General features: G+C 74.3%; 5 protein-coding genes. All 5 read left to right on the top strand.

The features are described 5' to 3' along the window. Position 1: 1 nt before the first annotated feature. Positions 2-352: a hypothetical protein gene (locus ABZZ79_RS29540; protein WP_356693830.1), complete on the top strand. Its 351-nt coding sequence runs from the start codon at positions 2-4 to the stop codon at positions 350-352. A gap of 50 nt (positions 353-402) precedes the next feature. Continuing rightward, positions 403-1473 (top strand): PQQ-binding-like beta-propeller repeat protein, encoded by a 1071-nt coding sequence (locus ABZZ79_RS29535; RefSeq protein WP_356693828.1) that lies wholly within the window; start codon positions 403-405, stop codon positions 1471-1473. Positions 1474-1479: 6 nt separating this feature from the next. Beyond that, the gene (locus tag ABZZ79_RS29530; protein WP_356693826.1) at positions 1480-4404 is read left to right on the top strand and encodes a DUF6603 domain-containing protein; all 2925 of its coding nucleotides are present in this window, start codon (positions 1480-1482) and stop codon (positions 4402-4404) included. Positions 4405-4504: 100 nt separating this feature from the next. Beyond that, positions 4505-7027 (top strand): hypothetical protein, encoded by a 2523-nt coding sequence (locus ABZZ79_RS29525; RefSeq protein WP_356693824.1) that lies wholly within the window; start codon positions 4505-4507, stop codon positions 7025-7027. A gap of 31 nt (positions 7028-7058) precedes the next feature. Next, a complete protein-coding gene (locus tag ABZZ79_RS29520) occupies positions 7059-13169 on the top strand; it encodes a hypothetical protein (protein WP_356693822.1) in 6111 nt (2036 codons plus the stop codon). Positions 13170-13204 lie beyond the last annotated feature (35 nt).

Here is a 13204-nt window from a genome sequence, read left to right as displayed (position 1 = left end):
CATGAACGACGAAACCCCCCAGCTCGCCGGTGACTTCTGGGTGTACCCGTCCCTCGGCGAGGTGACCGGCACGTCGGTGCGTGTCAACGTCGCCATCGCCGTGGAAGAGCCCTTCGTCCTCCAGGACACCGACGTCGCCGTCGAACTCGTCGCCGGCGGACAGGCCCTGGGCATCGCGGAAGCGCCCTCGGCGGGCCCGCTTCCCGCCATCCAGATGGCCGGCACCAACGCGTACGCGCTCTACCGCTTCGACAACCCGGACGGTCTCGCCCCGGAGACGGAGACGGAGACGGTGACGGTGACCGTGCGCGGCGCGAGCGCGGCCTTCGACGTCTCGCTGCCGGTCGTGTAGGCACCCAACCGTCCGGACGCGGAGTCGGCCGGGCAGAAGCAGGAGCCGTCATGAGTGAGCCCGGTACCGTCGCACTCCCTCCCGTCCAGCAGGAGGGTTCCGTCCAGGCCATCGCCTTCAGCCCGGACGGCAAGCGCTTCGCCAGTGGCGGCAGCGACACCCTCCTGCGGGTGCGCCCGGTCGGCATCGGCACGCCCCTGGACGTGACCGTCGGCGGTTCCGTGACCGGCATCGCCTTCAGCCCCGACGGCGGCAGGATCGCGGTGGCCGACTTCGAGCAGGTGTCCCTGCACGACAGCACGACGGGCAAGGCCGTCTGGCAGGGCTCGCTCGACCCGGGCAACTCGGTGAACTCCGTACGGTTCGCCCCGGACGGGCGGATCGTCGCGGCCACCGACACCCTGATCGCCGTCCTCGACCAGGCCTCCGGGGAGATCAAGCAGCGGATCACCGTCGACCGGCCGCTGATCGCCGATGTGGACCTGAGCCGGGACGGCACCCGGATTGCGCTGGCCGTCGACGAACGGCACGGCGGCAACCACCGCAACGAGGGCTCCGCCCGGGTGCACGAACTGGCGACCGGAAAGGAGATCGGTCGGCTCGCCCCGCGCAGCGCCGTCCTCGCGGTCGCCTTCGACCCGGACGGCTCCCGGGTGCTGTGCTGCGCCACCGACGACACCACCCGGATGTTCGAGGCGAAGGACGGCAAGCAGCTGTGGCCCACGGCGGACAACGTCGTCGAGCCGATCATCGGCCCCAACTGCCTGGCGTTCGACCCCAAGAGCAAGTGGACCGTGGTCGGCGCCGCCGACGGCACCGCCCGGGTGCTGGAGGCGGACACCGGGACCAAGAGGGGCCAGGTGCCCCTGCAGAACCCCGGGGCCAGGGGCCCGGGGCCGGGGGCCGTCACCCACGTGGCGTTCAGGGCGAACGGCAAGCACGCCGCCAGCGCCAGCATCGACAACGTCGTACGGCTGTTCAACCTAGAGGGCAAGGAGCGGTACAGCGTCCCCACCGACGAGGTTCTCGCGCTGCGGTTCAGCCCGGACGGCCGCTGGCTCGGCGTCGGCACCATGAACGGCGCGCTGGTGATCGACAACGGCGAAGCAAGCCAGGGGTGAGCCGCCATGGACCCGCACGCACTCCTCCAGCAGGTCGCCGGGCCACTGCGCGCACTGGCCAAGGACGCCGTGGAGGGCCTGCTCCGGACGCTGCCCGAAGTCGGCGAGGACCCCTCGGCCGCGGGCACCGTGCTCGCCGGCCGACTGCTCGCCGCGCACGACCGGCTGCCCGCCGGGAACTCGCTGGTGGAACTCCTGCGGGAGGTGCTGGGCGACCTGGACTCCGCCTCGCCCGTACGGCTGCACGGCTGGCGGCGGGCACCCGGCGCGCCGCTCGGCGTGGCGCTGGTGCTGAACGACCCCGCCGGAGCGGGAGGCGCGCGGGCGGTCCTCGGAGTGACCCCGGACGGACCGGTGTTCGACGTGGTGGTCACCCCACGGGCGGCCTTGACGCTGCCCCGGACGGACCGGCCGCCCTGGAGTGCGACGGCGACCGTCACGACCGGAGACACGCCCTGGGACGCCGCCTTCGGGCCCGGCGTGCCGCCGGCACCGCCCGGCGGAACCGCGTCGGTCGGGCTGCGCCGCAGCGGCCGTCTCGCCGCCGGGATGTCCGACGGGCCGGGGATCAGCGTGGAGGGCATCGCGCTCACCGTGACCGCCGACCCCACCACCCCCGCCGCCGTCGAACTGACGCTGGACGGGTTCAACGCCGCGATCCTGCCCGCCGCGCTCGCGAGGCTCCTCGGCATCGGCGGCGCCGCCCCGATGTCGGGTCAGCCCCAACCGGTCGTCCTGCGGGCCGACCGCGTCGACGGCCTGCGCTTTGCCGGCACCGGCGGCCTGCGGTTCCCCCTGCCCCTGCGGCTGAACGGCCCGGCCCTGTCGAGCCGGGGCGCCGCCCTGGAGCTCACCTCCGACGGGGACGGGCCACGGCTGGCGCTGTCCGTGTCGGCCAGCGCCGGGCTGCCGGGCCTGCCCGTGCGCGTCGACCTGGAACGGGCCGGGATCGACCTGCCGGTCGCCTTCTCCCCGGGCAGCCGCCCCGGCCTCGACCCGAGCAAGCTGCGCGAGCTGTTCCCGGACGGCATCGGCACCGAGCTCAGGGTGCCGCCCATCTCCGGCGGCGGCCTGGTCCGGCGCACCCCCGACCAGGGCTACGGGGGTCTGATCTCGGTCGACCTGGGCGTGCTGAGCGTCCAGGCGGTCGCCCTGTTCCGGCCACCCGACGGCACGGCTCCCACCAGCTTCCTGGTGCTGCTCGCCGCCCAGTTCCCGGCCCCCGGCATCCAACTCGGCCTGGGCTTCGCCCTGGACGCGGTCGGCGGGCTGGTCGGGGTGAACCGGCGCGCGGACGTCACCGCGCTGCAACAGCTCGTCGGCGACGGCAACGCCGACCATGTGCTGTTCCCCGAGCGGGCGGTGGAACGCGCCCCGCAGATCATCGGCTCCCTCGGCTCGGCGTTCCCGGTGGCCCCCGGACGCATCCTGGTCGGGCCGATGATCCGCATCAACTGGGGCGGCCGGATGGTGTCGCTGTCCGGGGCACTGATCCTCGAACTGCCCGCACCTGCACGCGCGCTCCTGCTGGGACGGCTGGTGGTCGGGCTGCCCGATCCGGTCGTGCCTCTCATCCGCCTCCAGGCCAGCGTGCTCGGCCGTATCGAACCGGCCGTGCCGCTGTTCGAGATGCTGGTGTCGCTGTCCGGCTCGTGGATCGTCGGACTGGCCGTGCGCGGCGAGATCTACCTCCTCGTACGCGGCGGCCGGCAGCCGGAGTTCGTCCTGTCCGCCGGCGGCTTCCACCCCCGCTACACCCGCCCCGCCCGCGTGCCCGCGCTCGACCGGCTCCAGGTCGACCTGGCCCCCGGCAACGGCTTCGGACTGCGCATGGAGGCCTACTTCGCCGTCACCTCCAACGCCGTCATGTTCGGCGGCCAGGTCCAACTGGACGCCACCATCGCCGGCTGCGGCGTCACGGGCTGGCTGGGGCTGGACGCGCTGTTCGTCTTCGACCCGGTGTTCGCGTTCTCGGTGCATGTGCGGGCCGGGGTGGCGGTCCGCGCGTTCGGCCGCCGGCTGGCGGGGATCGGCCTGGACTTCACCCTGGAGGGACCGGCCCCCTGGCACGCCTTCGGCACCGGCAGCATCTCGGTGCTGTTCTGGGACGTGGAGCTGGACTTCGACGTGCGATGGGGCTCACCGCCCGCCGTGGGGCAGAAGCCCGGACGCGATCCCCTGGAGGCGCTGACCCCCGAACTGGCGAAGTCCGACGCCTGGGCGGCGGAGCGGCCGGCCGCCGAGCGCACCGCGCTGATCTTCACCCCCCAGGCGAACGAGAGACTGAACGTCGGCAGCCTGGTCCACCCCGACGCCACCCTGCGCGTCACCCAGCGGGTGGTCCCCCTCGGCGTGCCGATCTCCCGGTTCGAGCGACGGCCGGTACCCGTGCAGAAGTGGACGATCAAAGCGGTCACCCTCGGCACACCGCGGCCCGCCGACACCCTGGACTCCCTGCCCGAGCGGTTCGTGCCCGGCGAGTTCTTCGACTTCACCGAGGACCAGCAGCTCACCGAGCCCGCGTTCGCCCGCCACGCCGGCGGGGTGCGGGCACGGGGCGACGGCACCCAGATCGGCACCGGCCACCGCGTCGACGACGGCTACGAGACCGGCTACGAACCACGTCTGGAAGAACTGCAGTTCTCCGGCTGGCAGGGGTTCTTCCACCGCGAGGCAGTCTTCGCGGTCAGCGCCGCCGAGCGGCTGGAGAGATGGCGCACCTCCGAAGCGGCCGTCACGGTACAGCCGCCCACGCTGAGTCTGGTCGACGCCGGCACGATGCGACCGCTGCCGAGCGACATCACCCTGGTGAACGCCATGACCGACACCATGACCGATGTCATGGCCGACGCCATGGACGCGGCGGGCGGACAGCTCGCACGACCGCAGGACGCGCCGCGACTCGTCGAGGCCTGGGAGCTGCCCGTATGAGGGCAACGGGCCGGAACGTGCGGCTGGGCTGCGGCCCCGTCGGCGACCCCATCGGGCGCAGACGCCTGCGACAGTCCTTCGACGCTGCTGGGAGCGGCACATGAGCACGCGGTGGTTCTTCTCCTCGGCGCGGATCGGCGCCGCCGCCTCGGCGAACGGCCAGGCGCTCCCGACCTCGGTGGTCTTCACCCGCGACCTCGACGGCCGCCGCGAGGAGCCGACGGTGCCGGGCCCGACCCTGTCGCTGGTGGGGCCGGGCGACGTACGCGGCTTCGAACGGGCCATGGTGCTGCGCGAGGAACCGCCGCCCGGCACGGCCGACGCCGCGGAGAACGTCATGGCGAGCGTGGAGCTGGCCCATGCCGACCTGCCCTGGCTGCTGTCCCCGGGACCGGCGCAGCCGCCCTTCCCGCCGGTGCCGCAGCCGTGGATCACGCTGGTCGTGCTGGCCGAGGACGAGGCGGCCCCGCCCCGCCCGTCGCACCCGCTGCCCGTTCTCACCGCCCCCGTGGCCGCTCTGCCCCCACTGGCCGAGCGATGGGCCTGGGCCCATGTGGAGGCACGTCTGGCGGACGACGTCACCGACATCGACAGCGCGCGGCGGCTCGTCGAGCAGGCGGTGCGCAACCACGCGGCCGACGTCGTCGGACGACTGCTGTGCCCGCGGCAACTGGCCCCGAACCGCGGCTGGATCGCCGCGGTGGTGCCCGCGACCGCCGCCGGACGGGACGCGGGCCTGAACACGACCCCCGTGGGAGCGGCCACCGCGGACGCCTGGCCGGTCCCCGGCCGGGACACCGTCGATCTGCCTGTTTACCACTGGTGGACCTTCCGCACCGGACAGGCGGGCACCTTCGAGGAACTGGCGCGCCGACTGCGCTTCCGTCCGGCCGCCGAGGCCGGACTCGGCACCCGGATCATCGACGTCGGCCGTCCCTGGCCCGCCGAGGAACCCCTCGGACCGGCCACCGTCGCCATGGACGGCGCACTGCGGCCGCCCGGCACGACGGTGCCCGAGACCTGGTCCGACCCCACGGCACAGGACCGGTTCCGCGCCCTGATCACCGAACGCCTGGACGCGCCCGCCAGGCGCCGCGACGAGATCGTGGAACAGGAGGACCAGGGCGGCGGCCAGGAGGAGCCGAGCGGCGACCGGGACGTCACCGCCGTCGCCCCGCCCCTCTACGGCAGCCACCACACCGGCGAACAGACCGTGCCCGCGGAGCCGGACGGCTGGATGAGCACCCTCAACCTGGAGGTCCGCCGCCGGGTGGCCGCCGCGCTCGGCGCCCGCTATGTGCAGCTGGAGCAGGAGTTCCTGATGGCGCGGGCCTGGGAACAGGTCGGTGAGATCCGGCGGGCCAACCGCATGCTGGCCGCGAGCGAACTCGCCGCCGTCACGGCCGAACGCGCCAGGGACAAGCACCTCGCCAGGCTGCCCGTCGCCGAACTGCTCACCGTCATGGCGCCGGTGAGCGGACGCATGACCCTGGCCGACGACGAGTCCCCCGACAGGCCCACCCTGGCCGCCGTACTGGCCGCCGCCCAGACCGTGCCGACCGGATCGACCAGCACCCCCTTCGGCCGGCTGACCCGCGCGGGCGGCGCGCTGGCCCGCCGCGTCGGCCGCGCCACGAACGGCGACGCCGGCGACGGCACTTCGAACGAACCGATCGTCGAACAGGGCCTGCGAGGGATGGGCATGGAGGTCGGGGGCCTGCTGACCGAACGGCTCAGCCCCACGCGTCTGCAGGTGCTGCGCATGGCCGACCGCATCCCCGGCGAGTTCTGGGCACAGCGCGGCGAGGACGTCACCCGGCCGCTGCGGCCGATCATGGCCCACCCGAAGTTCACCGTGCCGATCGCCGAGGAACTGCTGGCGCGCTGGCCGGAATGGGCACTGCCGGGCCTCGGCGCGATGCCGCCGGACTCGGTGACCCTGCTGGAGACCAACCCCGAGTTCATCGCCGCGCTCCTGGTCGGGCTCAACCACGAGTTCAACCGGGAGCTGCTGTGGCGGGAGTTCCCCACCGACCAGCGCGGCACCCCCTTCGCCCGGTTCTGGCCAGGCGCAGGCGAGGACGTGGAGGAGATCGCGCTGTGGCCGCCGGACACACCGCTGGGGCTTCAGTTGCGCACCGGCGGCGAGGGTGATCTGGCGCTGCTCGTACGGGGTGACCTGCTGCGCCGCTTCCCCGGTACCGCCCTGCTGGCCGTACATGGTGTGGAGGGCAGGCTGCCGCCCACGTTCGACGGTGTGCCGGGCACACCGCTGGCGCTGGACGAGTCCACCGTGCTCTACCTGTTCGCCGACCTCGACGAGCAACAGGCCCGCGCCGAGGACTGGTTCTTCGTCTTCCGTGAACCGATGCGCGGCACCCAGTTCGGCTTCGACTCCGGCCCGGCGCCCACCGAGATGAAGACCTGGGCCGACCTGACCTGGAGTGGCCTCGGCCTGGACGCCGCCCGGTGCGTCCGGCTCGGCACCGTGCCCGGCCCCCCGACCGGGCTCACCCAGCCCGACCCGCCGCTGTGGGCCCGGGACCCGGCCGACATGGCCCGTATCGCCTTCCAGCAGCCCTTCCAACTGGCCTTCCGGGCCACCACGTTGCTGGGCGGCTGAGTACCGTGCCGAGGACAGGAGCAGTGGGGACATGACCGACACGTTCGCCGCCCGCGCGCAACTCGACCGGGCCCGCACCGATGCGTTCGCCGCGCAGGCCCGCGCGGACGAGCAGCAGGCCGTCGTACGGCGCCTCCAGGACCACATCGAGGCCGGACTGCCCGATCCCGTCCTGGAGCCGCGCCCGTCCGCCGAACTGCTCTCCGAGGCCGAGTTGGCCCAGCAGGAACTCCAGGGCACCGCCGACCAGTTGAACGGCTTCCTCGCCGACGCCCAGGAGGAACTCACCCGCGCCCTGGGGGAGGGCACGGCACTCTTCGCGGAGGACAACACCGCGCCGATCGCGCTGCTCCCGGTACGGGTGGAGACCATCTGGTGGGAGCCGCGCACCCTGCGGGTGCGGATCTATCCCGACGACATCCTGCTCTCCCGGTTCGAGCCCGCGCTGACCCCCGCCGAGGCGGCCGCCGCAACCGCGTACTGGCAGAACCCCGGCCCGGAAGCCTGGCGGAAGGTGCTCACCGAGCTGCGCCCGGCCCGCGCGTCCTGGGCGGTGCGCGCCTGCCGCCCCGGCGCCCCGCCGCCCGCCGAACGCTCCGACGACCCGGGGGAGCACTCCGCGCGCTCGGTGCCGATGCCCCGGAAATGGCGCTTCCTCGGGCTGGCCGACGGCCAGGTGGTGGTGGACACGATGGGCCGCCCGGTTCCCGACCCGCTGCCGATCGGGCTGCTGCGGGCCGACGAGGAGGGCTGGGAGACCGACTGGTTCGAAGCGGTGAAGGCCGGTATGGGCGTCGAGCTGATCGTCCCGCCGGAGAACGAGGAGCGACTGGACCAGCTGCTGGTGGTCGGCGTACGCGAAGACGCGCCGGCGGACGGCGCGGCCCGGCTGCGCGACCTGCTGCACGGACACCGGTTCGGCGGCGGACTCGGTCTGCTGCCCTCAGGAACACCGACCAACAACACCCCGCGGGCCCGCTCCGGCTGGTCCTCCGCCCCCGCCTACCCGGGCCCGGACCCCGATCCCGAGGCGGGGGAGCGGCCGGTCGCCGACACTCTGGCCACCGCGCTCGGCCTGCCGGACGCCGCCTTCCTGCGCGGCTGTTCCGGCGCCACCGACACCGACCCCTCGGCCCTCTCCGCGCTGACCCTGCTCACCTGGCCCACCCTGGGCAAGGGCTTCGCCGAGGAGGCGCTGACCAAGCTCCATCTGGGCACCAGACAGGAGACCGAGGTCGCCCCCGAACGGCCCTGGCGCGCGGTCCGCGACCACCTGGCCGAGCATGTCCGGGGCCGCGGCCCGCTGCCGATGCTCAGGGTCGGCCGCCAGCCGTACGGAGTCCTGCCCGTCACCGCGCTCGACGACTGGCGCGCCGAACGCGTCGACGACGCGGACGGTCTGCTCGCGCCCTGGCTGCTGCGGCTGCGCGAGGTCTGGCGCGCGGCGGTGCGCAGCGAGGACGAGCTGAGCGCCATCCCCAGAGTCGTGCCGGGCAAGCCGGTGGACCAGGTCGCGGTGGAGGCGCTGGAGCGGCTGCCGGTGGCGACCGGGCTGGCCATGGTCCGCATGGACGGGCCGGCGCGCTCCGTGTCCGAGACGCCGCGCGATCAACCCCCCGCGCAGCTGGGCGTCCCCGGCCTCGCCCCGGACGGGGCGCTGCGCTGGACCACCACCGGCGACGGCTGGACCTCGCTCGGCTGGAACACGGACCCGAAGACGGGGGCCCCGGAGTTCGTCACCCGGCTCGCCCCGGACCCCGAGGCCTTCCCGGCCCGGGCGGCGGCCACCGCCGACTATCTGGGTGCCGCCCGCGCCTTCCTCGCCGGTGAACTGGACGCCGAGGCGTACGACCTGCAGTGGCCGGTGGAGCTGTCCACCGGCCGGGAGATCCCGCCTCGGCGCAGTACGTTCTTCGAACTTCCCTTTGTGGACGAGGAGTTGTCGGGCGAGGGGGAGCAGCCGGGGGAGGGCGAGGGTTCGGATTCCGGCTCGGCTTCGGATTCCGGCTCGGATTCGGCCTCGGGGGAGGGCGAAGGCGGGGAGCCCGTCGAAGGTGAGGGCGTCGGCGACGGAGCTGTCGAAGGCGAGGGTGCCGGCGAGGCCGACGGGGCCGTCGAAGGTGAGGACGGCGTCCCGGCCGAAGGCGAGGACACACAACCCGACCTGAGCGGCGTGCTCGACGCCCTGCTGTTCCTGCCCAACTGGTTCCCCTTCCGCGGGGACGACGACGTGAACACCGACGACCCCCTGCGCCGTGCCCTGGCCGTCCCCAGCGAGGTCGACCAGCTGGTGGCCGACGTACTGGAGGGACTGAGCGACGAGGAGCGCGCCGAGCGTGTCGCGGCCTTCGGCCGCACGGCCGACGCGCTGCCCCGGCTGGAGCAGGCGATGCGGACCCTGGCCGCCGTGCCGGTGACCCGGCTGCCCGAGCTGCTGCTGGAGGTCATCGACGTCCACTCGCACCGGCTGGACGCGTGGATCACCTCCCTCGCGTCGAAGCGTCTGGCCGACCTGCGGGCGGCGGGGACCGAGGGCGTCCGGTTCGGCTGCTACGGCTGGGTGGAGGATCTGCGCCAGCCGGTGGAGCGGGAGCGGTTCGAGATCGAGCTGGACGACGAGCCGACCACGGTCGAGGTGTCCCCGCAGGACGGCTACATCCACGCGCCTTCGTTGCACCACGCGGCCACGGCCGCGGTGCTGCGCTCCGGTTTCCGCAGCAACGCCGACGAGCAGAGCTACGCGGTCAACCTCACCTCCCGCCGCGCCCGGGTCGCCCGCTGGCTGCTCGGGGGCGTACGGCAGGGACAGAACCTGGGGTCGCTGCTGGGCTACCGGTTCGAACGCGCCCTGCACGACGCCCAACTGGACCATCTCGTCGAACGGTTCCGCCGTCAGTTCCCCCTGCCGGTCGTGCCCGAGCCGGCGGCGGCGGAACCAGACGCGGACCTGTGGGCGCGCAGCGCCGAGGCGGTCTCCGCGCGCAACGTCGTCGACGGCATGGCCCTCGCGCGGGCCGGGGCGGGCGCACCCGACCTGGTCAGCGTCATCGACCAGGCGCCGGTGGTGGCGTCGGAGAGCGACCGCGCGGCGGTGACACCGCTGCTGGACGACCTCGCCGACGCGCTCGACGCGGTCGGCGATCTGATCCTGGCGGAGAGCGTCCACCAGCTGGTGGGAGGCAACCCGATCCGCGCGGGTCTGACCGCGGACACCCTCGGCCGCGGTGAGGACGTGCCGGACACCTTCCGTGTTCTGCGCACCCCGCACCGGGCCCGCGCCCTCACCCACCGCACGGCCGCGCTCCTCGCGGCCGAACCGGCCGGACCGACGGGCTGGCCCGCCGATCCGCTCGCCGCGCTGCAACCCGCGCTGGAGTCCTGGGCCGCCCATCTGCTGGGCCCCGCGGCGGGCTGGACACTCGCCGGCCGACTGGGCGCCAAGCAGGAGTTCGAACTCACGGCCGACCGGCTCGGTCCGGGCGCGCTGAGCACCGTACTGGACGCGGCCTCCGCCGAACCGGCCGCACTTCACAGGGTCGTTCAGAACGCCATGGGCGTCGCGCCGGACACCCCGGTCACGTTCGCGGGACCCGGCTGGAGCGCCCTGCACGGCCGGGCGGTCCGGATCCGGTCCCTGCTGTCCACGGCACAGCCCTTGCTGCCGGCGCACCTGCCCGAGGAGCCCGCCGGGCGGTCCGCCGACACGGCCGCGCTGCGGACACGGCTGGCCGCCTTCGCCGGGAGCCCGGCGGTCGCCGCACACCCCGCCGCGGCCGAGCTGCGCGATCTGGCCGCGGAGCAGGTCACGCCGGAGACGGCCGACTCCTGGCTCTCGCGGGCCCGCACGGCGCTGTCCTCGGTGCTCGGCGCGGACATCCCGCTGCTGCCCGCGCTCACCGCCCCGACGCCCGCCCCGGCGGGGCGGACCGGTCTGCCCGGCGCCGAGATCGAGGACTGGCTGCGCCGCAACGCGGCCGTACGACCGATGGCGCGCACCCTGCACGAGACGCTGCTGCTCGCCGGAGTCCGGGCCGAGCGGGTGGAACGGCTGCGTGCCGCCCAGCATCCGACGAGCGAGGGTGACGCCTGGATCGGCGGCCCCTTCCCGGCCGGACAGCGCCCGCCCGCCACCGTCCATCTCGTGTGGCACGCACCCGCCGACATCGCGCCCGACGCGGCCGTCTCCGGTGTCGTACTGGACGAATGGATCGAACTCCTGCCCGGTGCGGACCAGCCCGCGCCGACGCCGGAACCGGCCCCGCAGACCGAACTGACCGGGGTCGCCTTCCACTTCGACCGCCCGGACGCCAAGGCCCCGCACAGCGTGCTCGTCGCGGTTCCGCCGGACCTCGGTCGCGGCTGGACCGCCGACGGCCTGGCGCAGGTGCTGTGCGAGACCCTCGAACTGGCGAAGCTGCGCGCCGTGGACCGCGACGACCTGCGGCCGTGGGCGACGCACCTGCCCGCCGTACGCATCCCCCAGAACGGGGCGACCGGCCGGGCCCTGGCCAGGATCGAGACCTTCAGACGGGGCACCGACCCGGACGGCCCCTTCCGGCTGGAGTCGCGGCACCGGACCCTCGACCAGCAGTCCAGCAGCGTGGAGGCCGGCCTGGCAGCCCGGGTGCACGACCCGCTGTGGCTGCTCACCCGGCAGTGGCAGTTCGGGGAGTTCACCGCCCAGGACGCCGGATCGCCGGCGGTGGTCCGGATGTCCGGCAGCAGCGCGCCGATCGACGCGTGGCGGCCGGGCGGGGCCACCGACTGGGTGCCCTACGAACTCGGCCACGGTCCGCTGGACACCCACATCGAGGACGAGCCCGTCCGGATCGACGAGCGGCTGCGCGCCGAGGGCGGCGCCGCGCTGCTGCGCATGTCGGACGACGCGGGACTGCTCTCGGCCGCCCTCACGGCCCTGGCCCCGCACCTGCTCCGGGCCGCCGCCGAGCCGGACGCGAGCCTGATCGGCCTGCTCGACGCCCGGCTGCCCGACGCGGCGGCGGTGGACGCCGCCCTGGACGCGGGCACCTTCGACGCCGGAGCCGCCCCGGGCCTGGCCGAGGTCGCCGCACGATGGCGGACCTGGTGGGCCGTCCAGCTGGCGGAGCGCGGCCCGGACTGCTTCGACCCGCACCGCGGCGAGTACGCCGCCGAGGTGTCCGCCGCGGGTACGGTGCTGCGCGCCCCGGAGTACCAGGGCGACGGCCTGGACTGGTACAGCCTCGACGTCCACCCCGACCCGGAGACCGAGGCGGCACCGCCGGGGGAGAGCCGCGCGTTCTCGGAGGAGGGCCTGCCGTCGACGGTGCGGTACGGCGGACTGCCGGCCGACCGCTTCTGGGAGATGGAGGACGCGCGGGTCGACCTCGGCTCGGCGGACGTGTCCACGCTGGACACCGGACGGCTGCTGCTGATCTCGTTCGCCACGGTCTTCGGCAACGACTGGTTCCTCGTCCCCCTGGAAGTGCCGACCGCCTCCCTGACCGTCCTGGACCGGCTCCTGGTGCGTGACGTCTTCGGCCGCCACCACCTGGTCCAGCGCTCCGGGCGCGACGACCCGTCCTGGTCGATGTTCACCCTCGACGGCCCCGACCCGGACCTCCCCGCCGCCTCCGGTCTGCTGGTCCTGCCCTCCGAACGCGGCCAGCCGGGGCAGCCCCTCGAACGGGTCCTGCTCACCCGCGACGAACTGGCCAACCTTGCCTGGGCCGTTCAGCACCACTACACCGACGGCCGCGGCGAACCGGTCGACCGCCGCGACCACTGGGCCCGCACCGCCCCGCCCGAGGCGGCCCCGCCCGGCGAACTGCCCGCCTACGCCGTGCAGACCATCGTCCCGGACTACTGGTTCCCCCTGGTCCCCGAAGCGGTGAGCGCCGACCAGATCCGCTTCCGGCTGGCCACCCTCACCGGCCCCGGCCTCGACTCCCGCCCCGAAGGCCGTCTCATCACCCCCGGACTCTGGTTGCACGAGGAGGAAGTCCCCCGCGACGGTGTCCATCTGACCCGCCGCCCGGTCCTCGCCCGCTGGTTCGACGGCTCCTGGCACAGCTGGGTCCGCCGCGAGAAGGCACCCGGGACGGGGGAGAGCTCCAGCGGGCTGGCCTTCGACACGGTGCGGCCGACGGAGCCGTGGCCGTGACGGCGGCGCCACCGTTTGCGCCGCGGAACCCTGTC

Origin of the sequence: Streptomyces sp. NPDC006458 (genome assembly GCF_040612135.1) — a bacterium.
In the GTDB taxonomy this organism is placed as follows: Bacteria; Actinomycetota; Actinomycetes; order Streptomycetales; family Streptomycetaceae; genus Streptomyces.
This window is presented reverse-complemented; position numbering and strand designations above follow the sequence as displayed.

Excerpts from the sequence above, each read along its gene's own strand:
- ABZZ79_RS29530 (WP_356693826.1), top strand. The coding sequence starts at position 1,480 with ATGGACCCGCACGCACTCCTCCAGCAGGTCGCCGGGCCACTGCGCGCA.
- ABZZ79_RS29535 (WP_356693828.1), top strand. The coding sequence starts at position 403 with ATGAGTGAGCCCGGTACCGTCGCACTCCCTCCCGTCCAGCAGGAGGGT.
- ABZZ79_RS29540 (WP_356693830.1), top strand. The coding sequence starts at position 2 with ATGAACGACGAAACCCCCCAGCTCGCCGGTGACTTCTGGGTGTACCCG.
- ABZZ79_RS29525 (WP_356693824.1), top strand. The coding sequence starts at position 4,505 with ATGAGCACGCGGTGGTTCTTCTCCTCGGCGCGGATCGGCGCCGCCGCC.
- ABZZ79_RS29520 (WP_356693822.1), top strand. The coding sequence starts at position 7,059 with ATGACCGACACGTTCGCCGCCCGCGCGCAACTCGACCGGGCCCGCACC.